This window comes from Geothrix mesophila, assembly GCF_022808835.1.
GTDB lineage: Bacteria > Acidobacteriota > Holophagae > Holophagales > Holophagaceae > Geothrix > Geothrix paludis.
Genome location: NZ_JAKZLD010000001.1, coordinates 1,275,519 through 1,299,595, shown reverse-complemented (window position 1 = coordinate 1,299,595; position 24,077 = coordinate 1,275,519). Strand labels below are relative to the sequence as shown.

Here is a 24,077-nt window from a genome sequence, read left to right as displayed (position 1 = left end):
CGGGTCAGCCCTTCGCGGCCGGGGGTTTCGGAAGGGCGACCTTGCTGCCCGGACGGAGCTTGTCGAGGCCGTCGGTGATGACGGTCTCGCCTCCGGCCACGCCCTGCTTGAGGGCGGTGTCATCGCCATCGGTGGCGAGCACCTCGACCGGGCGCATGTCGGCGGTGCCGTCCGCCTTCACCACGTACACGAAGGCCCCCTGGGGGCTGCGCTGCACCGCGGCCGTGGGCACGATCACCACACCGCGCAGGGTGTCGACCAGCAGCCGGGCGTTCACGAACTGGTTGGGGAAGAGGGTGCGGTCATCGTTGGTGAAGAGGGCCTTGAGGCGCACGGTGCCCGTGGCGGAGTCCACCTGGTTGTCGATGGCCGAGAGTGAGCCGGTGGCGAGGCGGACCTTGAGGTCCCGGTCCCAGGCTTCGACGGGCAGCTTCGCCCCCTTGGCGGTCTGGCGAAGCACGTTCTGGATGTTGTCGGCAGGTACCGCGAACACGACGTTGATGGGCTGGATCGGCGCGATGACCGCCAGGCCGTTGGCGTCGCTGGCCCGCACCATGTTGCCGGCGTCCACCTGGCGCAGGCCCACCCGGCCCGAGATCGGCGCGGTGATGTGGCTGTAGGTGAGGTTCAGCTTGGCGCTTTCCACCTGGGCCTGGTCGGCCTTGAGGGTGGCTTCGTACTGGGCCACGGAGGAGCTCTGGGTGTCCAGCTGTTGCCGGGAGATGATGCCCTGCTGGACCAGCCCCTGGAGCCGGTTCAGGTCCGCCAGCGCGTTCTGGTACGCGGCCCGGTCCTTGGCCAGCTGGCCCTCGGCCTGCATGAGCTGCACCTGGAACGGTCGGGGGTCGATTTCCGCCAGCAGGTCGCCCTGGCGCACCATCTGGCCCTCGGTGAAGGCCACGCGCACCAGCTGGCCATCCACGCGGCTCTTCACGGTGACGGTGTTCAGGGCGGTGACCGTGCCCAGGCCCGTGAGGCTCATGGGCATGTCGCCCTGCCGGGCGGCGACCGCCACCACGGGAACGGGACGTCCCCCCGCGGCGTTCTTGCCGGCATCCTTCTTCGTTCCGCCACGGAAGAAGATCGCCCAGACGAGGATCACGGCGGCTCCCAGGACAGCCCAGAGGCGCCAGCCGCTCAGGAGGGTGGGGCGGGCGGCGCTGGATTCATACGACGGGATGGGATCGGTGGCGTCCATGCGGGAATCGAAGCCTTTTCAAGGAGGAGGCGGAGGATGAGCTCAGCTCCGGACCAGCGGCAGGTCCAATGGTTGGACCATCCAGCCGGACATCCGGTTGGCCGTGAAAGAAGAAGATCTGCCCCCGGCGGGCCGGACATGGCCCCGATCAGATGGGGCGGATGAGGCAGATGAGGCAGGCCGCGGCCCGGTCATGGCACCGGAGCCTGGTCCGTCCCCTGGGCGACCGTGGCGGCATACATGGCCTCCAGGTTGCCGACCATGGTCCGCAGGCTGTGGGTCAGGACCCGCTGCTCTTCCGGAGACAGGCCGGCCGTCATGGATTCCCGGATCTCCGTCGCCAGATTCCTGAGCTCGTGGGCCAGGGTCAAGGCGCCCGGGGCGAGCTCGATGAGGATACGGCGTCCGTGCCGGGGGTCCGGCTTGGCGGTGAGCCAGCCCTGCTTCACCATGGCCTTCACCACCCGGCTGGCGGTGGGATCGTCCATCCAGACCTGCTGGGCCAGCGGGTGGAGGGAGGAAGGACCCTGTTCGAGGAGCACCAGCATCACCCAGAACTGCTGGGGGCTGAGGCCATAGGGAGCCAGCCGCGCCCAGACCACCTGCTTGAGGACCCGCCGGACGGCGGCAGCCAGAGTGCCGGGGTTGGCATCGGAGAGGGAGATGGAAACCTGATCTTGCATAAGCAACAAGGCTGCGCCCCATCTACCCTCGTGTCAAGGGGTATAAGCGCCTTTGTCGACCCGGCAAGTCGCCTGATTACTTGCCGCGGGTGCTGGGGCGTGACGGATGGCGGCCGCGCTCGCCCCGGGGCGGCTGGCCCTGGTCGGAGCGGGGGCCCGGGCGGGAGCTGGGGCGGGAGCCGCGCGCGGGACCGCGGCCCCGGCCACCGCCCTGGCGCCCGGTCTGGATGGGCTCGGCCGGGATGCTGGGATCCGGGGCATAGCCCGTCACCACCTGTTTCGGCAGCTCCTTGCGGAGCAGCTTCTCGATGTCACGAAGGAGCTTGTGCTCGTCCACGCAGACCAGGGACAGGGCCTCCCCTTCCGCGCCCGCGCGACCCGTGCGGCCGATGCGGTGGATGTAGTCCTCCGGCACCTGGGGCAGCTCGTAGTTCACGACGTTGGGAAGCTGATCGATGTCCAGGCCGCGGGCGGCGATGTCCGTGGCCACGAGGACGCGGACCGCGCCCTTCTTGAAGTCCTCCAGGGCCTTGATGCGCTGGGGCTGGCTCTTGTTGCCGTGGATGGCCATGGAGCTGATGCCGTCCTTGTCCAGCTGCTCGGAAAGCCGGTTGGCGCCGTGCTTGGTGCGGGTGAAGACCAGCACCTGCTCGAGGTTGCGGCTCTGGATGAGGTGGGCCAGCAGGGCGCGCTTGCGCTCCCGGTCCACGGGATGCACGACCTGGCGCACCAGCTCGGCGGCCGTGTTCTGCGGGGTGATCTGCACGGACGCGGGGTTCTTGAGGAACTTCGCGGCCAGCTGCTTGATCTCGTCCGTGAAGGTGGCGGAGAAGAGCAGGGTCTGACGGCTGGTGGGCAGCAGGGCGAGGATCTTCTGGATGTCGCGGATGAAGCCCATGTCGAGCATGCGGTCGGCTTCGTCCAGCACCAAGATCTCGAGCTGGCTGAAGTTCAGGTTGCCCTGGCCCTGGTGGTCCAGCAGGCGGCCGGGGGTCGCGACGAGGATCTCGACGCCGGCCCGCAGGGCCTTGGTCTGGGGGTTGATGTTCACGCCGCCGAAGATGGTGGTGGAGCGCAGGGGGATGTGCTTGCCGTAGGCGCGGACGCTCTCCTCCACCTGCATGGCCAGCTCGCGGGTGGGCGTGAGGATGAGGGCGCGGATGGGGTGGCGCGCGGGCGAAGCCGAGGTGCTGGCATGGGGAGCGAGCAGCTGCAGCAGGGGCAGGGTGAAGCCGGCGGTCTTGCCGGTGCCCGTCTGGGCGCGGGCCAGCAGGTCGCGGCCCTCGAGCACCAGGGGAATGGCCTGGGCCTGGATGGGGGTGGGGGTTTCGTAGCCCTGCTCGCGTACGGCGCGCAGCAGCTCGGGCATCAGCCCGAGGGTATCGAAGGACATGGTCGCTCCTGGAAGGGCCCGCCCGCGGATGGTTCCGGGGGCCCGGTCAGGGCGAGAAAGGGGTATTCGGACTGAAAAGAGGCGGAGACCGGGGGTCGCCTGCGATCACGAAGTCATTAGTTTATCTGAATAGTCAGGATTTCGCCAGCCGCCGTTCCGGACAGGGTTTCAGGATGGCCGGAGAACCAGGAACGATGGGGCTCTTCAGATGGAAGACGCCGTGCGCAGCAGGGCATCCGCGGGGGCCGGGCGCCGGATGCGGCGATGGCGGCGGTGCTGGTGCCGGCGGTGGACCTCGAAGGCGAAGGCGTCCAGGGCCTCGGAATCCGGGGGCTCGCCGTTCAGCGACAGGGAGAGCGTGAGCAGCCCCTCCCGCTCGGCCACGTGGATGAACTGGGCGTCCGCCAGCTTGGAGGGCATGCACTCCAGGGGCCCCACCAGCACGGCGGCGTCGATCTCGCCCCGGCGCCAGCCCAAGATGGGGGCGCCGAGGGTGAGCACGGCCTCCCCTTCCAGGGCCTCGCGCAGGTAGGGGGCGGAAGCCTCCAGGACCCGGGGCAGGGACCCGCGGCGCGGCCAGCCCAGCTCCGTCTCCAGGAGGCCCTCGGCCACGGCCAGGATCCGCTCGCGGATCCACCGCTCCACCTGGGTGGCGGGGCCCCTCTTGGCGCCCTGGGCCCGCGAGGTGTACTCGGAATACTGGATGAACTCCGTGGTGGCCTCCATGTCCACCCGGAGCCCCCGGGACGCGAGGGCGCGGGCGGCCTCCCCGTTGGCGAAGGGATCCAGGCGCACGTAGATCTCGCCGGTCAGCAGGACACGGGGCAGGTCGGCGCCGCTGTCCGTCTGCCGGAGCTCGCCGAGGGCCTGGCGGAGCAGCGCGGGCAGGCCGTAGATCCGCCTCGTGGCCACCTCGGTGATCACGCGGGTCGCGCTGAGGTCGCCCTTGGCGGCCGCTTCCAGGTGGGCGGCCAGGCGGCCGGCCCAGCGGTCCCGGATGGCCTGCGCCTGGCCCGGCAGCCGTTCCGCGGCCCGGACCAGGCCGAGGGCGCGCTCCAGCGTGCCGAAGGCCGCCATGCCCGCGAAGAGGATGGCCTTGAAGCCGGCGGGCAGACCGCCGAAATAGTCGCCGTAGGGGGGCGACCAGATCCGCACGCGCCCCTCTTCGCCCAGCCGCTTCAGCACCAGCTGGTGCAGGGTTCGATAGGCGCCCATGCGGCAGGGGCCCGAGGCGGCGGGGAGCAGCAGGATGACGCGCTCGCCGGGGTGGCGCTCCAGGTGCGCCAGGAGGTTCCCCAGCACGAGGGTCATGGGCAGGCACTCCTTCCCGGATGTCTGCCGGCGGCCCAGGAGCAGGGCGGTGTGGTCCGAGGGGGGCAGGGCCTCCGCGTTCACGCCCATGCCCCGTAAGGTCGCCGCGGCGGCTTCGGTCTCAGGGCCCATGGGCGGGATCAGCAGGCGCTCGCCCAGGCTCTGGATCTCCCGGAAGGTGCGGGTGCCCACGGACAGGTCCGACGCGTCCCGCGGGGCGCTCCGGGAGATCCGCTGCCGGTCCTCGTGGACGCAGTGGAGGAAGGCCTCCACGCGCGTCTTGGTGCCCGCGTCCCCGGAGTGGCCGTCGGTCTCGATCACGGCGTAGGGCCGGCCCTCCATGAGCCAGGCGAACATCGGCACCGTGAAGCTGTCCGGCCCGCAGGCGTAGTTGGAGCAGAAGATGCTGTAGAGATCCGGCGTCCTCCGGACCTGCCAGGCGGCGCGCAGGATGCGCTGGCTGTGGCCCCAGAAGATCTCGTCGAAGATGGGCGCGTCCTCCGTCACGGGCAGGCAGTCCAGGGGGATGCCGATGGCCCCCTGTTCCCGGAGGATGGCGGGCACGTTGGAGTTCAGCACGTCGTTGTGCAGGGTGTAGCCGCGCCCCAGCAGGACCACCGGCACGATCTCGCGCTCCCGGCAGAAGGCCAGGGCACGGCGGCCCATCTCGCGGAGGTCGGCCTCGAAGGCGAGCTGCGCGGCGCGGGCGATCCGCCAGGCGGGGCGCCAGCTCAGGGGCCGACCCAGGTCCGTGGCGAGGGCGCGGCAGACGGCGAGGAAGGTCCGGGAGTCGAAGGCGCCAGTGCCATGGTCCACCACGGGCGAGAGCACCCTGGGCCCGCCCTCGCCCAGCAGGAGCCGGAGCACGTCCGGCGCGCCCTGGGAGATGGGGCAGACGACGGAATGGGTCTCTCCGCCCACCCGCGGGAGCTCGCGCATCATGGGCAGGAACAGGTAGTCCGGCCGGTCGCCAGGCATGTCGGCCATGCCCGCCACGAGGCCGTGGTACTGCTGCATGGGGGCGCAGAAGGGCACCCCGGCTTCCTCGATGCCGCGCTTCAGGGCCTCCCGGCCCGGGGTGGACGCCACCTGCAGGTCGAAGCCCAGCTCGTGGAGGAAGGTGGCGAAGAAGGGAAAGGTGCCCTGCAGCTGGAACTCGCCGCTGATCCCGATGAGCGGGCGGCCGCGCCGTTCGGAGAGGCGCGCGGAGAGCCGGGCCACCCACTCGCGGCGCTCCCGGAAGGGATCCGGGGCCAGGTCGGGCAGCTTGGCGCGGCGCGTCCCCTTGTCCCACAGAGAGCAGCCGCCGCCCCAGGTGAACTTCGTGACCCGGCCATCCACCTGGGTGGTGAGCCGGTCGATGCGGCACTTGTTCCCCGCCCCGCCACATCCCTGGGTGGCCGCGCAGACGAACTGGTCCTTGGCGGCCACCTCCGCCTGCAGGAAGCGGGCGCCGTCGAGGGGCCTGGCCTCTTCCCAGGCCAGCTCCCGCGCCGCCAGGAGCGCGATGCCCACGGCGCCCATGAGGCCGGGCCGCGGCGGCACGATGACCTCCGCCCCGGTCTGGCGGGCCACGGCCGCGGCCAGGGCGTCCGACGCGAAGGGCATGCCCTGGCAGAAGACCACCTGGCCCACCGATCGGCTGCCCTTCACCCGGTTCAGGTAGTTCGCCACCACGGAGTCGTAGATGCCCGAGATGATGCTGGCCTGGGGCGCGCCGGCGGCCACGGCCTCGTCGATGACCTCGGCCATGAAAATCGAGCAGTGCTGGCCCAGGGAGATGCAGCTGTCCGCCGACAGGGCCACCTGTCCCAGCTGGGCCACGGACTCGATGCCGGTGAACCGCCGCCCCTGCTCCTCGATGAAGGAGCCCGTGCCGGCGGAGCAGGCCTCGTTCATGGCGGCGTCCACCACCTTGCCGTCCGCGAGGCGGATGTACTTGGCGTCCTGCCCGCCGATTTCGAAGATGGTGTCCACCCGTGGATCGCATTGGAGGGCGCCGGTGGCGTGCGCGGCGATCTCGTTGATCACCCAGACCGCGTCCCGGCCGTAGCAGACGGAGAGGAGGGAGCCCACGATCTCGCGGCCCGAACCTGTGACGCCGAAGCCCTGGATGCGGTGGGTGGCGGCTGGGCTGGCGAGGAACTGGCGCATGAGGGCCTGGGCGGCGGTCACCGGGGCGCCGTCCGTGGGCAGGTAGCCCTCCCAGAGCACCGATTCCTGGCCGGCGTCCAGGGCCACGGCCTTCGAGCCGGTCGAGCCGATGTCGAAACCCATGATCACGTCCCGGGGCTCCACTTCCACAGGACCGGAGGGCACCGGCCCGGCGGTCAGGGGGCCCGACGGCTCCGCCAGGCGACGGATCCGGTTCAGGTGGAAGGCCAGGGGTTCTGTGACCTCCAGGGAGGCCCGGTCCGGCGGGCGCAGCAGGGTGCCCAGTCCGGGCACGGCGGCCGGGGCCTCCGCGGCCAGCACCGCGCAGCCCAGGGCTTCGAGGAAGAGGCGATCCTCCTCCCCGGCCTCCAGGAAGGTCATGCCGTGGGCCGCCGCATGGCGCCGGAAGTGGGCCTGGACGCGCGCCGAGCGGGCCACGCCGCCCGCCAGCAGGAGGCGTCCGGGGCAGACCTTCGGCTTCATGAGGGCCTGCACGTTCTCGGCGATGGCGTCGAGCAGGCCCGCCAGGATGCGCTCCCGGGATTCCCCCTTGTTGGCCAGATGGGTCATGTCCGTCTTGAGGATCACGGGGCAGCGTCCCGACAGCGGTGCCGGGTCCGCCACGCCCTCCGCCAGGGCGGACGCCTCCTCCACCGTGAGGCCGAACCGCCCCACCAGCTGTTGCAGGAAGTTGCCCGTGCCCTGGGCGCAGCGGCCGTTCTCCCGGAAGATCTCCCGGCCTTCCCCCCGGAGTTCCAGCACGGAGAAACCCCGGCTGCCGATGGACACCACGGTGGCGGGCGTCGCGCCGTGGCGGAGGCGGAACCCCGCGGCCAGGGCCTGGCGCCCCGGCACCCGCGCCAGCGCCACGGGGCGGCCCATGCGGCCGGTCACCGCCGCGCCGTCCACGTGGGCCCAGCCCCATGTTTCGAGCAGGTCCACGAGCACCTTGCCGGGTTCCTTCCCATGGGGCACCCGGGCCCGGCGGGTCCAGGTCCATGCCCCGGCCTCGCCCACCAGCTCCACCGCCTTCAGGGTCTCCGCGCCGAGATCGAGGCCGATGAAGCGTGCCATGGCGTCTCCCTTCGATCACCCGATGGGTTCCCGGGCAGGATGGGTGCGACCAGAGGCCAGCGGCCAGCGGCAAGGCGCGGGTGTCGTCCTTTGTCGTGCCCTTCCGGGATGGGGGTAATCCATCCATGAATCCGAGGTTTTGGTTTGACGGTCAAGGGGGTTTCGGTAGAATTCCGTTGCATTTTCAATGGGATCATCCGGCGTCGGAAGGTGGAGGGAAGGTTCTCCCCGGGAGTGACGATGGCAGACGAGGTCCTGGAGGAGCGGCTGGAATCCTGGAAGGAAATCGCGGCCTACCTGGACCGCGATGTCCGGACAGTACAGCGCTGGGAGAAGGGGGAGGGCCTCCCCGTGCACCGGCACCTCCACGACAAGCAGGGCAGCGTCTTCGCCCACCGCTCGGAGGTGGACGCCTGGCGGGCCGGGCGGATCCTCGCCCCCGAGGCGGAGGGACCGGCCGCGACGCCCGAGGCCGTCGCCACGGCGGAGCCCGCCGCCGTCGAGGTGATCCGGCCGGAACCGCGGGGCGTGGTGCCCTGGGTGCTCTGGTCCCTCACCGCGGCGCTGGTGCTGGCGGGCGGCCTCGCCCTGGCCTGGCGCCTGGGTTTCAGGCCCTCCCCGCCGGGCCCGGCCCTGGCGGTGCTCCCCTTCGTCGACCTCGGTGGAGAGCGCGGCCAGGAGTTTTTCAGCGACGGCTTCACCGAGGAACTCATCACCCAGCTCGGCCGCCACCAGGGCGAGGGTGGCCGCGTGGTGGCCCTGCGTTCGGCCCTGGGCTACCGGAACACGGAGAAGCGGCCCCGTCAGGTGGCCCGCGAGCTGGGTGTGGACTACCTGCTGCAGGGATCGGTGCGGCGCTCGGGCGACCGGGTGCGGGTGGCGGTGCACCTGCTGCGCGGCGCCGACGAGACGCACATCTGGGACAGCAGCTTCGACCGCGACGTGCGGGACGTCCTGGTGCTCCAGCGGGAGGTGGCGGATGCCATCGCCAGCGGGATCAGCCTCAAGCTGGAACCCGGACGCGCCCACCCCAGGCCCGTCAAGCCGGAGGCCTACGAGGCCTACCTGCGGGGCCGGTTCCTCTGGAACAAGCGCACCCCGCAGGACCTCTACCTTGCGCTGGAACGCTTCCAGGAGGCGGCGCGGCTGGATCCCACCTTCGCCCCCACCCACGTGGGCATCGCGGACTGCTACGCCCTCCTGGGATCCGCCGAGATGGGCGCCCTGCGGCCCGGCGAGGCCATGCCCATGGCCAAGCGGGAGGTGATGACCGCGCTGGAGCTGGACCCCGCGTCGGCCGAGGCCCACGCCTCGCTCGGCCACATCCGGCTGATCTACGAGTGGGACTGGGATGGGGCCGAGGCCTCCTTCAACCGGGCCCTTGATCTGAACCCGGGCTACGCCACCGCCCACCAGTGGTACGCCCTCTACCTCAGCGCCGTGGGCCGGAGCGACGATGCCCTGGCCGAGTTGCGGAAGGCCGAGGAGCTGGATCCACTGTCGCCCGCCGTGAAATCCGCCGTGGCCGAGGCCCACTACTTCAACCGGCGCTACGGGGAGGCCGTCGCGGCCTCGCAGAAGGCCCTGGAGCTCGATCCCGGGTTCATCCTGGGCTACCTGAACCTGGGCCGGGCCCTGGTGATGCTGGGACGCCACGACGAGGCCGTCACAGCGCTGACCGAAGGCTGGGAGCGCTCCGGCCGGGCCCCGGGCATGACGCTCTTCCTGGGGCTGGCCTACGCGGCCAAGGGGAACCGTGGCAAGGCCCAGGAGATGCTGAATCTCCTCAACCACCCCCCGGACTTCCATGGGAAACCGGTGTACGTGCCGGCCCTCTACCTGGCCGGGCTCCAGGGCGGACTGGGGGACCGGGAAGGCGAGTTCCGCAGCCTGCAAAGGGCCCTGGAGGAGCGCTGCGAGTACCTGATCTACCTGGACCGCGAGCCCATGGCGGATCCCATCCGTCGGGATCCCCGGTTCAAGGGCCTGCTCAAGACCGTCCGGCGGTAGGGCCGGTTTGGACCTGATGATTAGGGCCGGTCAGGACTGGCCGGTGATAGGAGCCGGTCACCGGCCCAGGCGCCCCGCCAGTCCATCCAGGGGCCAGCTCTCCTGCTCGCCGCTGGCCATGTGCTTGACGGTGATGGTGCCCCCATCCAGTTCCCCGTCGCCGAGGATGAGGACGGTCTGCACGCCGGTGCGGTTGGCCGTGGCCATGGCCTTCTTGAGGGCCCCGCCGCGGGTCTCCAACTGGAGGGCGATGCCCGCGTCCCAGAGCTGGCGTGCGAGCTTGAAGGCTTCGACGGTGGCCCGCTCGCCAAGAGGGATGAGCAGGGCGGGAGCGGCCTGGGGGGCCTCGCCGCGCACCTGCTGCAGCACCATGGCCAGGCGGTCCAGGCCGATGGCCCAGCCGAAGGCGGGCACGTCGGGGCCGCCCAGGTGCTTCACCAGCAGGTCGTAGCGCCCGCCGCCCAACAGCGCGCTCTGGGCGCCGAGGTCGGAGCTGAGCAGCTCGAAGGCCGTGCGGGTGTAGTAGTCCAGGCCGCGGACCAGGCGCGGGTTCTCCTCGAAGGGGATGTCCAGCTCCGTGAGCAGGGCCTTGAGCCGCGCGTGGTGCTTCGCCGAGGCCTCGTCCAGGTAGTCCGTGATGACCGGATGGCCTTCCAGCGCCGCTTGGCAGCTCTCGTTCTTGCAGTCCAATACACGCAGCGGATTGGACTCGATGCGCCGGTGGCAGTCCTCGCAGAACTGCGCTTCCCGCGCCGCGAAGAAGGCGCGGAAGGCCTCGTAGAAGGCGGGGCGGGATTCGGGCGTGCCCACGCTGTTGATGGAGAAGACCATCCGCTTGAGCCCCAGCTCCTTCAGGAAGCTGTGGAGCATGAGCAGGCTCTCGGCCTCGCTCTCGGGCGTGGCCACGCCGAAGCTCTCGGCGCCGATCTGCCAGAACTGGCGGTAGCGGCCCGTCTGCATGCGTTCGTAGCGGAACTGGGGGCCGATGTAATAGAACAGGGCGGGATCGCTGGAGGCCAGCAGCTTGTGCTGGATGGCCGCCCGCACCACGCCGGCGGTGTTCTCGGGGCGCATGACCACCTGCCGGCCGCCCTTGTCCGTGAACTCGTACATCTCCTTGTTCACGATGTCGGAACTTTCCCCCACGCTGCGTTTGAACACGTCGAGTTCTTCGAGGATGGGCGTGCGGATCTCCCCGTAGCCGTGGCGGCCGAACACGCGGCGGGCGGTTTCCTCGATATGCTGGAACCAACGCAGCTCCGCCCCGAACAGATCCCGCATACCTTTCACCGATTGGGCCATGATCCGACTCCTGAGCTTTCTGCCGCTCGCCACCTTCAGCCTACTGTCTTGGGCTCAGAGTCCCAAACTCGCCGGTTCGGCCCCCCATCCCCCGCGCCTGAAGGTCATGGTCGACCCGGGGCATGGCGGCGAGGACGGGGGGGCCAAGGGACCCAAGGGCCTGAAGGAGAAGGCGGCGGCCCTGGAGATCGGCAAGGCCGTGGCGGCCAAGCTCGAGACCGCGGGCTTCGAAGCCGTCCTCACGCGCGAGGACGACACCTTCATCCCCCTCTGGGATCGAGCCAAGGCCGCCAACGCCCAGGGGGCCGATCTCTTCATCAGCCTCCACCTGAACGCTGCCCGCGCTCGGGCCGCCCGGGGCTCCGAAGTCTACTTCCTGAGCCTGGGGAAGGGCGATGACGAGGAGGTGGTGGCGGCGGAGAACGCCGGTGCCGGCGACGCCCCGGCCAGCGCGGACACCGTGGTGGCGAGCATCCTCGACGACCTGGCCCAGAAGGCCTTCCTCCAGGACTCCGAGCGGCTGGCCGTGGCGATCCAGGGCCAGCTGAACCGGCTGGCCGGCATCAAGGAGCGGGGGGTCAAGCAGGCCCCCTTCATCGTCCTCCGCGGCGCAGCCATGCCCGCCGTGCTGGTGGAGGTGGCCTTCATCTCCAACCCCAAGGAGGAGGGGAAGCTCAAGGAGGCCGCGTTCCGCGCCAAGGTGGCCGATGCCATCACCCGCGGCGTCCGCCGCTACTTCGCCCAGGCCAACGGGAGCGTGCGCCGGAAGACCGTGGCTGGACCGGGCTGAACGACCCTGAACGCCCCTTGGCCTCCGAAGCCAATGGTCGCGGAAACCCCGCCTCCCGAGCCTCAACCTTGAACGGAACGCCGATCGCCGCCATGATGGAAGGCCGCAGTACCCGTAGCTCAGTTGGATAGAGCGTTGGCCTCCGAAGCCAAAGGTCGCTGGTTCGAATCCAGTCGGGTGCACCAACAAAGCCAGGGGGGCCAACGGCCCCCCTGGCTTTGTTGATGGTCCATGGATTCGAACCAGCGAGTGGACCGCCCGAGACGCGCCTAGATGGCGCGTCGAAGCGGGCCGAGGCGGCGCAGCCGCACGGTTCGAATCCCGATCGGGCCGCATACCCCCTGGCCGGTGGGAAGTTCCTTCCTGTGAAAACATTTGCGGGGCGCCTTGACTGGCCTCATTTTGCGAGGCACAATGATCCTGCCTAAACCGGAGGTCCCAGTGGATCGTGAACTCCTGAAAGGCAGCACTCCCTTGCTGCTGCTGTCGCTGCTCTGCGAGGGGCCCATGTACGGCTACCAGATCATCGAGACGGTCCGCCAGAGAACGGGGGGAACCTACACCCTCAAGGAAGGGGCCCTGTATCCGGCCCTCCACAAGCTCGAGGCGACCGAGTTCATCACGTCCTACTGGGAAACCCAGGAGAACGGGCGGGAACGGCGCTACTACGCCATCCAGCCCGCGGGCCAGGCCTTCCTGACCGCCAAGAAGAAGGAGTGGAACCAGTTCGTGGACATGGTCCAGGCCTTCGTCGGGCCGAGGGCCTGAAGGATCCATCACCGTGTCGCGCGCGCTCGACGGCTACCTCGCCCAAGTGGCTGCTGGCCTGAGGGGGGTGTCCCGCTGGCGGCGCCTCAGGCTGCTGCGGGAGCTGGAGACCCACCTGCTGGACGAGGCTGAGGCCCGGGGCATCGAGGGCGAATCGGCCATGGCGGCCCTGCTCGCCGAGAAGGAGCGCCCCGGTCTGCTGGCCGGGGAACTCGCCGCCGGCGAGGGCCAGGACGCCAACCACCGCGGCAGCACCGCCCTGGCCGCGGGAATGATCATCGGGATCGCCACGGGCAGCCACATGTGGTTCGAGGGCTGGCGCTGGTACATCTGCGTGGCCTTCGCCGCGGCCCAGGGGCTGGCCGTGGGGGCCGGCTACTTCTGGGCCCGGCGCCACTGGCTCCGGCTCGATCCCTGGGCGAGAACGGCCGTGGCCGTGCTGCTCACCTCCCTGCTCTCGATCCCCCTCGGGTTCACCACCGCCCACGGGTTCAAGCCCACGCGCCTGCTCTATGGCGCCTATACGGGATTCCTCCTGGAACGCCACAGCCAGGAGCGCCCGCTCTGGCAGACCCTCCTGGAACCGGTCCTCTTCACGGCCTTCATGTTCGCCCTCGAGACGGGGTTCCTGGGCCGGATCCGCTTCCGGTGGTGGCAGGTGCCCCTGGAGCTCAGCTTCAACGCCACCCTGCTGGTCAGCGTGATGCTGGCGCTGAAGCTGCGCCGCGTCCTGGCCGAGCGCTGGGTGCTGACGCCCCAGGAGCAGGAGGGCTGATCCAGGCCTGTCTCCGGGCCCTGCCTCGGGAATCCTCCTTGAGGGACGGGCGATTTGGCGATAAGCTATCCATCTTGCGTGGACAAGCCGCGTGCGTTCACCCCGCCCATGGGGGCATCCGGTCGGTCCCAGGAGGAAGAGATGAAGGAAAAGATCCACCCCGAACTGCACGATGTGAAGGTGCACTGCGCCTGCGGCAACGAGTTCATGACGCGCTCCACCAAGAAGGAGCTGCGCGTGGAAATCTGCTCGGCCTGCCACCCCTACTTCACCGGCAAGCAGCGTCTGATGGACACTGAAGGCCGCGTGGAGAAGTTCAACAAGAAGTACGCGAAGAAGGAAGCCCCGGCCGCTGCTCCCGAAGCTGCCGCCGAGACGACCGAAGCCTAGCTGCACCATTCCGAGGGAGGGGCCGATCTTCGGCCCCTCCCTTTTTCGTACCGGTGCTCTGGAGGTCCCATGCTTGATCAGCTAGAAGCCGTGGATGCCCGCTTCCAGGAAGTGGAGGCGCAGCTGCAGGATCCGGCCGTCGTCTCGGATCCCAAGCGCCTGCGGGAGCTGACGAAGCTCCGCGCGGAGCTGGAGCCCGTGGTCCAGGCCTTCCAGGCCCAGCGCACCCGCCTCAAGCAGCTGGAGGAGGCCGAGTCCATCCTGGGCGACAAGACCATGGACGGGGACCTCCGCGAGATGGCCGAGATGGAGATCCCCGACCTGAAGAAGGCCATCGCCGAAGGCGAAGCCGAGATCAAGCGCCTGCTCATTCCCAAGGACCCCGCCGACGCCAAGAACGTGATCCTCGAGGTCCGCGCCGGCACCGGCGGCGAGGAGGCGGCCCTCTTCGCCGCGGAGCTCTTCCGCATGTACATCCGCTTCGCGGAGCGGCGGGGCTTCAAGGTATCTGTGCTGGATGAGAGCGACGCTGATGCGGGCGGGCTCAAGGAGGCCACCGCCGAGATCCAGGGCGACGGCGCCTACAGCCTCTTCCGCTTCGAGAGTGGCGTGCACCGCGTGCAGCGGGTGCCGAAGACCGAGACCCAGGGCCGCATCCACACCTCCGCCGCCACCGTGGCCGTCATGCCCGAGGCCGAGGAGGTGGACATCGAGATCCACCAGAAGGATCTGCGCATCGACACCTTCTGCTCCGGCGGCAAGGGCGGCCAGAGCGTGAACACCACCTACTCCGCCGTGCGCCTCACCCACCTGCCCACGAATACCGTCGTGAGCTGCCAGGACGAGCGCAGCCAGATCAAGAACATGGCCAAGGCCATGACCGTGCTGCGCAGCCGCCTGCTCCAGAAGGCGCAGGACGAGGCGGACGCGGCCCACTCCGCCCTCCGCAAGTCCCAGGTGGGCAGCGGCGACCGCAGCGAGAAGATCCGCACCTACAACTTCCCCCAGGGTCGTGTCACCGACCACCGCATCGGCGTCACCATCCACCAGATCGACAGCTTCATGTCCGGCCAGCTCGAACCCATCATCGAGCCCCTGCGCGCCGCGTTCGAGGCGGAGCGGCTGCAGGCACTGGAGGCGTGAAGCGGCTATCAGCCATCAGCCATCAGCTGTCAGCTCTCGGTAAAAGCAGAAGCGGGAGGCAAGCCTCCCGCTTCCGTTTTTGCTGATAGCTGACAGCTGAGAGCCTTCAGCTACTTCTTCAGCGTCACCTTTTCCGGCGAGGTCAGGCTGAAGGCGACGGGCTTGCTCGCTGGAATCTTGATCACGGTGTCGGCGGTACCAGCGGCCACGGCGGTTCCGGCGGCGGCGCCGATGGCCGCGCCGCCGAGGGCATGGTCACCCTGGTTCTTCTTGTCGGAGAGGAGGCCCACCAGGGCGCCGAGGGCCGCGCCGCCGCCGATGTACTTGGCGTTGCGCTCGCCGCGGGCGGTGGCCACCACCACGTGCGTGTCCGTATCGATGCCGACGCCGGCGATCTCGGTGAGACGGATGCCGAGGGCACCCTTGCCGTTGCTGAGACGGCCCGCCGCGGCGCTCTGCGTCACGACGCCCCGGGCCGGGCTGCCGGCGCTCCAGACCAGCTTGCCGTCCACCACGACGTCAGAGGCCAGCGAGCCCTCCCAGGCATCCCCGGCCTGATCCTTGTCCGTGGCCAGCTCGCGGGCCAGGGTGATCTCGAGCTTGGTGCCGGTGGGCACGTCGACCACCACGGGCTTGGGCGCCTCCTTGGCGACGGGGGCGGTAGCCAACATGGCGGCTTCCTGCTTCTTGGCCTCGGCGCGCTTCTTCGCGTCGGCCACCTGGCGCTCCAGGGCCTTCACCTGCGACTTGGTCACCTGCTTGACGGTCTCGGCGTCCTCTCCGGTGACCTTGCCGGACTTGGCTTCGGCGAGCTGCTGCTCGAGCTGGGCAACTTTGGCCTCAGCGGCCTTGGCCGCTTCATCCGCCTGGATGGCGGCTTCGCTCTTGCGGTTGCATCCCACGGCCAGGACAAGTGCCGCGGCGAGGGACATTCGGATCAGGGCTGTGCGCATGGGACCTCCATTGGGGGGGTATATAGTATGACAGCCCGCAAAGTTTACCTACCATGGCCACTCCCAACCTCAACCCCCGCGGCGAATCCGTGCTCCGCACCCTCATCGAGGCCTACCTGGAGGCCGGCGAGCCCGTGGGATCGCGCCTGCTGTCCAAGCGGTTTCCAGAGCCCCTTTCCAGCGCCACCATCCGGAACGTGCTCTCGGACCTGGAGGACGAGTCCCTGGTGGCCCAGCCGCACACGTCCGCCGGACGGGTTCCCACGGAGCGGGCGTATCGCTACTACGTGGACCGCTGGCTGAAGGCGCAACCCCCAGACTCCGAGCTGGAAGGGCGCCTTGCCGCGGCCTTGGACGGTCTCGACCTGGATCCCGAGTCCTGGGCCCGGCACGCCAGCCGGACGCTGGCCGAGGTGATGGGAGGAGTCTGCCTGGCCCTGCCTCTGCCCCTGACCCAGAGCCGCCTGGTGCGCCTGGAGTTCGTGCCGGTGGGACCGGGCCGCCTGGTGGCCATCTGGGTGGGGAGCCTCGGCGAGGTGGACCATCGCATCATGGACAACCCATGGAATTACAGTGATACCGTGCTTACCGAGCTGGCGAATTTCGCCACCGCCCAGTTCGCGGGCCTCACCCTGGGGGAGATGCGGTCGAGGCTGCTGGACGCCCTGCAGGCGGGAGCCCGGGAGGGGGAAACGCTCCGCACCCGTCTTCAGGAGTTGGCCTCCCAGTGGCCCGAGGAGCGCCAGGCTGGCGACCCTCCGGTGCTGGTGTCAGGGCTGGGGCGTCTCGGCCAGCTTCCCGAATTCGAGGACGTGGCCCGGTTCCGGGGCCTGGTGGCCGCCTTCGAAGAGCAGGGCCGCCTGGCCCGTCTGCTGAATGCCTTCGCGGATCGGGCCTCCCAGGACATCCAGCTGCTGCTGGGATCGGAGAATCCCTACCTGGACGGCTGGCCTCTGGCCACGGCCGTCCGCACGGTGGGGCTGGGCCCGGCCGGCTACGTGACCTTCGCCCTGGTGGGGCCGCTCCGCATGGACTACGGCCGGGTCATGGGCGGCCTGCGGTGGTGGTCCCGGCAGGTCCAGCGGCGACAGGGCGGATCCTGACGCGGTTCACCGCCGGACTGCGTATACTGCTGCGATGACCACCGGCACTCCCCGCGAGCCCAACGACCTGCCCGCTCCACCCTCCGGCGAGCCCGAGGATGTGGTGGATCTCAGCCTGGACGATGCCCTGGACGCGGATCTCCAGTCCGTTGCCGACGAGGTGGCCTCGGGATACCCCGCCCCATCCCTCGAGGAAGGCGAGCTCACGGAACTCGACGGCTCGCGGGAGGGCCTGGAGGCGGCCCTCACCGAAGCCGAGCGGCAGATGGAGGAGATGCTCCGGCGGGAGGCCGAGCTGATGGATCAGCACCGGCGCCTGGCGGCCGACTTCAACAATTTCCGCAATCGTGTCCAGCGCGACATCGCCCTGGCCGTGGAGCAGGCCGAGCGGAAGATCCTCCTCGAAGTGCTTCCCGTCCTCGACAACTTCGAGCGGGGACTCAGCGCCTCGTACCAGGATGTCGACACCTTCCGGGCCGGCGTCGAGCTGATCCAGAAACAGTTCGTGGAAGCGCTTCGCCGCATGAACGTCGAGCCACTCCCGCTGAAAGTCGGCGACACATACGACGCCCTCCATGCCGAAGCGCTCACCACCTTCAGCGATCCGAACCTTCCCGACGGCGCCGTGGCCGCGGTCTACGAGCGCGGCTACAACCTCAAGGGACAGCTCCTCCGGCCCGCCCGCGTGGTGGTGAATCGGCTCCAGGATTCCGGTAAGTCCTAGCGGCCGCCCGTCCCGTGTCTTTGGATGACCCAAGAATCCGATTTATCATGAAGTTGCAATTCCCCGGGAGTTCCACCCATGGCAGGTAAACTGATCGGCATTGACCTCGGTACGACGAACAGTTGCGTCTGCGTGATGGAGAGTGGCGATTCGCGGGTGATCCCCAACCGGGAGGGGAGCCGGACGACTCCCTCGGTGGTGGCTTTCACGGACAAAGGTGATGTCCTGGTGGGCCACATCGCCAAGCGCCAGGCGGTCACGAACCCACAGCGCACCCTGTTCGCCGTCAAGCGTCTCATCGGACAGCGGTTCAACGCCCCCAAGGTCCAGGAGGCCATCGGCCGGCTGCCCTTCCCCGTGGTGTCCGCGCCCAACGGAGATGCCTGGCTGCGCGTGGGCGAGCGCGACTACGCGCCGCCTGAGGTCACTGCCATCGTCCTGCGTTCCCTGAAACAGGCGGCCGAAGCGTTCCTCCATGAGGACGTGATGGACGCGGTCATCACGGTTCCGGCGTACTTCGATGACGCCCAGCGCCAGGCCACCAAGGATGCGGGCAAGATCGCCGGCCTCAACGTGCAGCGCATCATCAACGAGCCCACGGCGGCGGCCCTGGCCTACGGCTTCAACAAGAAGGGCCTCAAGCAGATCCTCGCCATCTACGACTTTGGCGGCGGCACCTTCGACTTCACGCTGATGGAGATGAACGACGGCGTGTTCGAGGTGCTGGCCACCAGCGGCGACACCTTCCTGGGCGGCGAGGACATCGATCTTGCCATCCAGAACTGGCTCGTGCAGCAGTTCCGCGAGAAGACGGGCATCGATCTCTCCTTCGACCGCATGGCGCTCCAGCGGCTGAAGGAGGCCAGCGAGAAGGCCAAGTGCGAGCTGTCCACCCTGGAGCGGGTGGAGATCCGCCTGCCCTTCATCGCCCAGGCCCCGAGCGGTCCCCAGCATCTCGAGGCCACCCTGACCCGCGACCAGCTTGAAGAGATGGCCAGGGCGCTGGTGGAGCAGACGCTGGTTCCCATCAAGGACGCGCTGGAGCAGGGCGGCAAGACGGCCAAGCAGGTGGACGAGGTGATCCTCGTGGGCGGGCAGACCCGCATGCCCATGGTGCAGCGCCTGGTGCGGGACTTCTTCGGCAAGGAGCCCAACCGCAGCATCAACCCGGACGAAGTGGTGGCCACGGGCGCATCCATCCAGGGCGCGGTCCTGAAGGGCGACATCAAGGACCTGGTGCTGCTGGACGTCACGCCCCTCAGCTTGGGCATCGAAACCCAGGGCGGGGGGTTCGTGAAGATCATCCAGCGCAACGCCACCATCCCCACCCGGGACGCGCGCACCTTCACCACGGTCACGGACAACCAGAGCCGGGTGGAGATCCACGTGTTGCAGGGCGAGCGCGAGCTGGCCGAACACAACAAGAGCCTGGGCCGGTTCGACCTCATCAACCTGCCGCCCCTCCCCAAAGGTGTGCCCCAGATCGAGGTGGCCTTCGACATCGATTCCAACGGCATCGTGAAGGTCTCGGCCCGGGATCTCATGACCGGCCTGGAGCAGAGCATGAGCATCCGGCCCAGTTCCGGCCTGTCCGAACTGGAGATCCAGCGCATGATCCGCGAGGCCCTGGCCAACGCCGAGACCGACGTGAAGAAGCGGGACGCGCTGAAGTACATCGCCTCGGCCGAGGGCCTGATCTTCTCCTGCGACAAGAGCTTCGCGGAATGCGGCAAGTACCTGGCGGAAGACCAGCAGATCATGATCCGCGAGGTGCTCTCCCGCGCCCGGCAGGCCGTGGCCTCGCAGGACTCCGCGGCCCTCCGGGCCTGCGAGGGCCAGCTGCTCGAGGCCCAGAACCTGCTGACCGACGCCGTGCTGGCCGCCAGCGAGGCCATGATGGCCTCCCTGGATGGCGAGGATGAGGGGGCGGGGCCGAATTAGGCCGGTCCATCGGCTATCCTGGAATCCAGGATGGGTGCATGAAGCGTGACTACTACGAAGTCCTTGGCGTTTCGAAGGACGCGGGGACGGATGAACTGAAGAAGGCCTACCGCAAGCTGGCCATGGAGCTGCATCCCGACCGCAATCCGGACAACAAGGAGGCGGAGGAGAAATTCAAGGAGGCCGCGGAGGCCTACAGCGTGCTGTCGGATCCCGAGAAGCGCCGGGTGTACGACCAGTTCGGCCACGCGGGCCTGGGCGGCGCGGGAGGCGGCGGCCAGCAGTTCCAGTTCGACCCGAACCAGTTCGCGGATTTCGAGGACATCCTCGGCAGCTTCTTCGGCGGCGGGCTGTTCGGCGACCTCTTCGGAGGCGGCCGGCGGCGGGCCAGCGGCGAGGAGCGGGGCTCGGACCTCCAGTACAACCTGAAGCTCAGCTTCAAGGATGCGGTCTTCGGCAAGGAGAGCGTGGAGCTCAGCATTCCGCGCCTGGAGGCCTGCGGCACCTGCCATGGCTCGGGTTGCGAGCCGGGCACGCGTCCGGAGACCTGTCCCCAGTGCCGGGGCGCGGGCCAGGTGGCCATGCGCCAGGGATTCTTCCAGATGCTCACGCCCTGCCCCCGCTGCGAAGGCAAGGGCCGCATCATCCCGAAGCCCTGCCGCGAGTGCCGCGGAGAGGGGCGGGTCCATCGGAAGGCCAAGGTGAGCTTCAAGGTGCCCGCGGGCGTGGACCGGGGCACGCGCCTCCGCCTCCAGAACCAAGGCGAGGCCGGGCGCTTCGGAGGCCGCACCGGCGATCTCTACGTGGTGTTCGATGTGGAGCAGGATCCGAAGTACGAGCGGGACGGGTTCGATCTCCACCAGCGGCTGGAGGTGTCCTGGCCTCTGCTGGTGACTGGCGGCGCGCTCGAGGTCGAAACGCCCTACGGCGCGGACAAGGTGAAGCTGGCGGCGGGAACCCCCGCGGACCATGTGGTGAAGCTGGTGAATGCCGGCGTCCCCAGGCTCCAGGGCAGCGGCCGGGGCGATCTCTACCTGCACCTGCGGGCGGCCGTGCCGAAGTCCATCACGGCCGAGCAGCGCCAGCTGCTGGAGCAGCTCCGTCGAAGCCTCGACGGCGAGCCCGCCGGGGAGGGCGAAGAAGGCTTCCTGGCCAAGGTGTTCGGGGCCGAGAAGGGCGGGAAGAAGAAGCGGAAGTGACGGTCAGTCCGCCACCACCACCTGCCGCTTGCCTTCCCGCTTGGCCCGCAGGAGGGCGCGGTCGGCCTGTTCGATGAGGTGGCCGGCCCCGTCGGCGTGCTCCGGGAAGGCGGCTACGCCGGCGCTGAGGGAGATGGTCAGGCGGTCGCTCCCGATGGCGACGGGCTGGCCAAGGATGACCTCGATGAGGCGCTCCGCCAGCTTCTGGGCTCCCGGGGACCGGGTGCTGGGCATGATGAGGCAGAACTCATCCCCTCCGTAGCGGTAGAGGCGGTCGTGGGCGCGGCAGAGACGCTGGGCGGTCCTCGCGACGGCCTCGAGCACGATGCTTCCCGCGGGATGGCCGTACTGGCTGTTCACCTGCTTGAGGTCGTCCACGTCGATGAACACCAGGGCCACGGATTCCCCCTTGGCGGCGGCCTCGCGCACCGTCTGGGGCAGCTCCGTCTCCAGGCACCGGCGATTCTGGGCCACGGTGAGATCGTCCTTGAAGGACAGGGCCCGGCTCTCTTCCAGGCGCCAGGCGTTGAGCAGCAGGGGCTCCACGTCCTCGAAGCCCAGGAGGAAGCGCTCAGGTGGCTCGAGGGGGTCCAGCAGGCGCAGGAGGCCCAGCTGTTCCGAGGCAGCCAGGAGGAAGGCCTCGCCCCGGTGCACCAGGTCCAGGGCCTCGTGGCGGGGCAGGGGGGCTTCCGGGAAGGACCCGTCGCCGGCCCGCTGGTAGAACCGGTTCTCCTTGCGGAGCCAGATCGCGCCGCCCTTCGCCCGGGATTGCCGGATGGCGCGGCTCAGCATGAGCTTCAGCAGCTCGTCCAGGGAAGCCAGGTGGAGCATCTGGCGCAGCCATCCCTCGCTGCCGAGATCCCGCTGCCGCAGGTGCCGGAGCGCCTCCCGGGCCGCCTCGAGGGGGCGGTCCTGGCGCATCACCCAGCCCGGCCGCTGTTCCAGCACGGCGCTGATCTCCTCTGCCTCCGCCTCCTGGACCCACCACAGGATTTCCGAGCCTTCCGCCGGGATCAGCCGCGGGTCGGGCCGTTCCGCCACCAGCACCAGCGAACCGGGTCCCGGGCCCGGCACCACGTCGTGGCCCCAGGCCTCCAGGGCCGCTCGCAAGGCATGGCCGGCCGTGGACGGTTGCGGTTCCAGCCAGTGGATGTGGTGCATGGGGCTCCGGGGAGGTGGGGGTCGGGTCGTTTGCGGGCGGTCAGCCCAGCGCGGCTTCGAGTCTCATGGCGAGTTGGCCGAGGTGGGCGGCGAGCGGCTCCAGGACGGGAAGCGAACCTTCCCGCTGCCCGCGCTCGGCGCGGACCCAGCGCTTGAGGAGGACCACGGCCTGGGCATCGCGCACGCCGAGGCGCTTGGTGCTCTGGATCAGCTTGTGGGAAAGGCGGGTGCGTTCGGGTCCTGCCGGGCCCGCCCTCAGGCTGGCGATGAGCTGCAGGGCCTCCTGGGCCACTTCCAGGTCCTGCCGGATGAGGGGCACCCGGGCGTTGATCCGGAGCAGGAACAGCTCCAGGAACCGCAGCAGCTCGCCCAGCACGTCCATGGCGTCGCGGAGGGCCTGGTGGACCTCCTCCGGGGATTCCAGCAGCTGGCCCAGGTCCTCGATGAGCCGCTCAGCCTCCTCCCGGTCGGGCCGCCGCATCAGCGGGAACTCCGGGCTGCGACGGAAGGCCAGCAGGTGACGGTAGGCCTGGGCGAGCCCCAGGGCGAGCCGCGGCCAGTCCTGGAGCTCCAGGCTCAGGAGGAGGTGGGTGTGGATGGGGGGGACCTGTTCCCAGAGCCGCTGGATGCGCAGCCGGAGGCGATCCCCCTCTTCCATCAGGCTGGGGGAGTCCGGGAACAGACGCTGCTGCACATCGGGAGAGAACAGGCCCACGAGTTCGCCCATGAGCTGCTTCTGGTGGTTGAGGAGCAGGCCGCGCAGGCTGTCCTGGGCGTGGGCCACCTGTTCCGCGTCGGCCCCGGCCAGGGCCTGCTGCAGGAGGCTCCGCAGGGTCCCCTGGTCCTGGCGCAGGCTCAGCACGGCCTGGCGGAGGTAGGCCCGGAGCCGGGGCGCCTCGGGCCGATCGGGGTCCACCAGGGCGGCCCGGGCGGGGTCGTAGGCGCGCTCCGCCACCCGGCCCAGCTCGGATTCGATGACCAGGAAGGTGGGCACGGACGCGTAGATCTCCTGGGCGCCGCTCCCGGCGGAAGGTTCCAGGGACTCCATGAGCCCCAGGAGGGAGATGTGGCTGGCCAGGGCCCGGGCCACCACGGAGAAGAGGGCCGGATCCCCGGCGCGAAGGTCCCGGAGCAGTTGCCGCAGCTCGATCGGCGTGCGATCCCTGAACAACTCGGCATCCATGCGGGGCAGCACCCATCCCAGGTGATCCCAGAGCCAGCGCAGGCTTCCCCGCACTTGCTCCACGGCGGGCCAATGGATACCCCGGTCCATGGGCCGCATCAGACCCAGGCGCAGGTTGGACACGACGTGCTGGAGCAGCAGCAGGGGCTCCACGCGGGCATGGAACTCCGGAGGGATGCAGGCTTCCAGGTGCTCCGCCAGCCGAGCCAGGGATTCCTCCAGCCGACCCTGCCCCTGGATGGCCCGGTTCACCACCTTCATCTGGGCGTTCAGTCGCGCCACGGCCTCTGGTCCGTCCTTGCAGGTCTGAAGCGCGGTCATGATCTGGCGGAAGGAATCACGGTGATCTTCGAGAAAGGCCGCCCACAGGGCCTGAAGGGTCCCGGCCTCCTCACCCGGCGGGGCGGCCATGGTGCGGAGCGAGGCCAGCAGATCGAGTAGCAGGCCCACCCAGGCGGGCTGGTCGTGTTCCACCATCAGCTCCCGATGGGCGGTGCCGGTCAGGCGGGTCAGCCGTCCGAGGCTGTGCTGCAGCACCAGCCCCATGGCGACCCGGGCCTCGCCGAGGCGGCGGGGCGAGAACTGGTGGAGGAAGGCCAGGAAGAGTCCGAGGTTGCGTCGCAGGTTGGCCTGGGCCGGGGACTCCTCGCTGCTGGCGGTCTCGCCGGAAGGCGCTTCCAGCAGGGGATCCAGGTCTCCGGCCCCTTCCCGCAGGATGTCCTCCAGCAGAGCCAGGTCCGTCCTGGATAGGCCTTTCTCCCGGATCAATTGCCGGGCCAGCATCAGACGCTGGGGCGGAGTCCCTGGGGCAGGCATGGCGAA

Annotated in this window: 18 protein-coding genes and 1 tRNA gene; 11 read left to right on the top strand and 8 right to left on the bottom strand. The window is 69.5% G+C overall.

Annotated elements, in window-relative coordinates; genetic code table 11:
* Positions 1-4 precede the first annotated feature (4 nt).
* From MLG87_RS05890 to MLG87_RS16050, 4 genes are all read right to left on the bottom strand, one after another.
* Positions 5-1,198, bottom strand: coding sequence for an MdtA/MuxA family multidrug efflux RND transporter periplasmic adaptor subunit (locus tag MLG87_RS05890; protein WP_243294263.1), 1,194 nt, complete (start codon positions 1,196-1,198; stop codon positions 5-7).
* A gap of 191 nt (positions 1,199-1,389) precedes the next feature.
* Entirely contained in the window at positions 1,390-1,881 is a 492-nt protein-coding gene (locus MLG87_RS05885; RefSeq protein WP_243294262.1) for a MarR family winged helix-turn-helix transcriptional regulator, read from the bottom strand.
* Between the two features lie 76 nt (positions 1,882-1,957).
* Positions 1,958-3,274, bottom strand: coding sequence for a DEAD/DEAH box helicase (locus MLG87_RS05880; RefSeq protein WP_243294261.1), 1,317 nt, complete (start codon positions 3,272-3,274; stop codon positions 1,958-1,960).
* 204 nt (positions 3,275-3,478) lie between these two features.
* Complete coding sequence (locus MLG87_RS16050; RefSeq protein ID WP_279341068.1) at positions 3,479-7,813, bottom strand: BadF/BadG/BcrA/BcrD ATPase family protein; 4,335 nt, start codon at positions 7,811-7,813, stop codon at positions 3,479-3,481.
* A 240-nt stretch (positions 7,814-8,053) separates the two neighbouring features.
* On the opposite strand from MLG87_RS16050, the gene MLG87_RS05870 reads away from it, so the two are divergent.
* On the top strand, positions 8,054-9,823 hold the full coding sequence (locus tag MLG87_RS05870; RefSeq protein ID WP_243294260.1) for a tetratricopeptide repeat protein: 1,770 nt from the start codon (positions 8,054-8,056) through the stop codon (positions 9,821-9,823).
* 57 nt (positions 9,824-9,880) lie between these two features.
* Here MLG87_RS05870 and hisS read toward each other — a convergent pair whose 3' ends face one another.
* Positions 9,881-11,125 carry a histidine--tRNA ligase gene (gene hisS / locus MLG87_RS05865; protein WP_243294259.1) on the bottom strand — a complete coding sequence of 415 codons (1,245 nt, stop codon included), beginning with the start codon at positions 11,123-11,125 and terminating at the stop codon, positions 9,881-9,883.
* Between hisS and MLG87_RS05860 the strand changes: the two genes are divergently transcribed.
* From MLG87_RS05860 to prfA, 6 genes are all read left to right on the top strand, one after another.
* Positions 11,124-11,915, top strand: coding sequence for an N-acetylmuramoyl-L-alanine amidase family protein (locus tag MLG87_RS05860; protein WP_243294258.1), 792 nt, complete (start codon positions 11,124-11,126; stop codon positions 11,913-11,915). The two genes, hisS and MLG87_RS05860, sit on opposite strands and share 2 nt — an antisense overlap.
* Before the next feature lie 108 nt (positions 11,916-12,023).
* Positions 12,024-12,100 (top strand) — tRNA-Arg (locus MLG87_RS05855).
* Positions 12,101-12,356: 256 nt separating this feature from the next.
* Positions 12,357-12,683 (top strand): PadR family transcriptional regulator, encoded by a 327-nt coding sequence (locus MLG87_RS05850; protein WP_243294257.1) that lies wholly within the window; start codon positions 12,357-12,359, stop codon positions 12,681-12,683.
* A gap of 13 nt (positions 12,684-12,696) precedes the next feature.
* Positions 12,697-13,458 (top strand): hypothetical protein, encoded by a 762-nt coding sequence (locus tag MLG87_RS05845; RefSeq protein ID WP_243294256.1) that lies wholly within the window; start codon positions 12,697-12,699, stop codon positions 13,456-13,458.
* 141 nt (positions 13,459-13,599) lie between these two features.
* Positions 13,600-13,848 carry a 50S ribosomal protein L31 gene (gene rpmE / locus MLG87_RS05840; RefSeq protein WP_243294255.1) on the top strand — a complete coding sequence of 83 codons (249 nt, stop codon included), beginning with the start codon at positions 13,600-13,602 and terminating at the stop codon, positions 13,846-13,848.
* A 69-nt stretch (positions 13,849-13,917) separates the two neighbouring features.
* A complete protein-coding gene (prfA, locus tag MLG87_RS05835) occupies positions 13,918-14,991 on the top strand; it encodes a peptide chain release factor 1 (RefSeq protein ID WP_243294254.1) in 1,074 nt (357 codons plus the stop codon).
* A gap of 110 nt (positions 14,992-15,101) precedes the next feature.
* Here prfA and MLG87_RS05830 read toward each other — a convergent pair whose 3' ends face one another.
* Positions 15,102-15,944: a hypothetical protein gene (locus MLG87_RS05830; RefSeq protein ID WP_243294253.1), complete on the bottom strand. Its 843-nt coding sequence runs from the start codon at positions 15,942-15,944 to the stop codon at positions 15,102-15,104.
* A gap of 53 nt (positions 15,945-15,997) precedes the next feature.
* Here MLG87_RS05830 and hrcA point away from each other — a divergent pair, with 53 nt between their 5' ends.
* The 4 genes from hrcA to dnaJ all read left to right on the top strand — a co-directional run bounded on the left by hrcA (position 15,998) and on the right by dnaJ (position 20,911).
* The gene (gene hrcA, locus MLG87_RS05825) at positions 15,998-17,047 is read left to right on the top strand and encodes a heat-inducible transcriptional repressor HrcA (protein WP_243294252.1); all 1,050 of its coding nucleotides are present in this window, start codon (positions 15,998-16,000) and stop codon (positions 17,045-17,047) included.
* Between the two features lie 34 nt (positions 17,048-17,081).
* Positions 17,082-17,771, top strand: coding sequence for a nucleotide exchange factor GrpE (locus tag MLG87_RS05820; protein WP_243294251.1), 690 nt, complete (start codon positions 17,082-17,084; stop codon positions 17,769-17,771).
* A 78-nt stretch (positions 17,772-17,849) separates the two neighbouring features.
* Positions 17,850-19,712: a molecular chaperone DnaK gene (dnaK, locus tag MLG87_RS05815; protein ID WP_243294250.1), complete on the top strand. Its 1,863-nt coding sequence runs from the start codon at positions 17,850-17,852 to the stop codon at positions 19,710-19,712.
* A gap of 38 nt (positions 19,713-19,750) precedes the next feature.
* Complete coding sequence (gene dnaJ, locus MLG87_RS05810; protein WP_243294249.1) at positions 19,751-20,911, top strand: molecular chaperone DnaJ; 1,161 nt, start codon at positions 19,751-19,753, stop codon at positions 20,909-20,911.
* Positions 20,912-20,914: 3 nt separating this feature from the next.
* Here the strand turns inward: dnaJ and MLG87_RS05805 are convergent, their stop codons facing one another.
* Entirely contained in the window at positions 20,915-22,072 is a 1,158-nt protein-coding gene (locus tag MLG87_RS05805; protein WP_243294248.1) for a GGDEF domain-containing protein, read from the bottom strand.
* A 40-nt stretch (positions 22,073-22,112) separates the two neighbouring features.
* Positions 22,113-24,071: a hypothetical protein gene (locus MLG87_RS05800; RefSeq protein WP_243294247.1), complete on the bottom strand. Its 1,959-nt coding sequence runs from the start codon at positions 24,069-24,071 to the stop codon at positions 22,113-22,115.
* Positions 24,072-24,077 lie beyond the last annotated feature (6 nt).

Bases quoted from the DNA above. Each gene is read 5' to 3' on its own strand.
- MLG87_RS05880 (WP_243294261.1), bottom strand. From the start codon at position 3,274: ATGTCCTTCGATACCCTCGGGCTGATGCCCGAGCTGCTGCGCGCCGTA.
- MLG87_RS05820 (WP_243294251.1), top strand. From the start codon at position 17,082: ATGACCACCGGCACTCCCCGCGAGCCCAACGACCTGCCCGCTCCACCC.
- MLG87_RS05860 (WP_243294258.1), top strand. From the start codon at position 11,124: ATGATCCGACTCCTGAGCTTTCTGCCGCTCGCCACCTTCAGCCTACTG.
- dnaK (WP_243294250.1), top strand. From the start codon at position 17,850: ATGGCAGGTAAACTGATCGGCATTGACCTCGGTACGACGAACAGTTGC.
- rpmE (WP_243294255.1), top strand. From the start codon at position 13,600: ATGAAGGAAAAGATCCACCCCGAACTGCACGATGTGAAGGTGCACTGC.
- MLG87_RS16050 (WP_279341068.1), bottom strand. From the start codon at position 7,813: ATGGCACGCTTCATCGGCCTCGATCTCGGCGCGGAGACCCTGAAGGCG.
- dnaJ (WP_243294249.1), top strand. From the start codon at position 19,751: ATGAAGCGTGACTACTACGAAGTCCTTGGCGTTTCGAAGGACGCGGGG.
- MLG87_RS05830 (WP_243294253.1), bottom strand. From the start codon at position 15,944: ATGCGCACAGCCCTGATCCGAATGTCCCTCGCCGCGGCACTTGTCCTG.
- MLG87_RS05870 (WP_243294260.1), top strand. From the start codon at position 8,054: ATGGCAGACGAGGTCCTGGAGGAGCGGCTGGAATCCTGGAAGGAAATC.
- hrcA (WP_243294252.1), top strand. From the start codon at position 15,998: ATGGCCACTCCCAACCTCAACCCCCGCGGCGAATCCGTGCTCCGCACC.
- MLG87_RS05885 (WP_243294262.1), bottom strand. From the start codon at position 1,881: ATGCAAGATCAGGTTTCCATCTCCCTCTCCGATGCCAACCCCGGCACT.
- prfA (WP_243294254.1), top strand. From the start codon at position 13,918: ATGCTTGATCAGCTAGAAGCCGTGGATGCCCGCTTCCAGGAAGTGGAG.
- MLG87_RS05890 (WP_243294263.1), bottom strand. From the start codon at position 1,198: ATGGACGCCACCGATCCCATCCCGTCGTATGAATCCAGCGCCGCCCGC.
- MLG87_RS05805 (WP_243294248.1), bottom strand. From the start codon at position 22,072: ATGCACCACATCCACTGGCTGGAACCGCAACCGTCCACGGCCGGCCAT.
- MLG87_RS05800 (WP_243294247.1), bottom strand. From the start codon at position 24,071: ATGCCTGCCCCAGGGACTCCGCCCCAGCGTCTGATGCTGGCCCGGCAA.
- hisS (WP_243294259.1), bottom strand. From the start codon at position 11,125: ATGGCCCAATCGGTGAAAGGTATGCGGGATCTGTTCGGGGCGGAGCTG.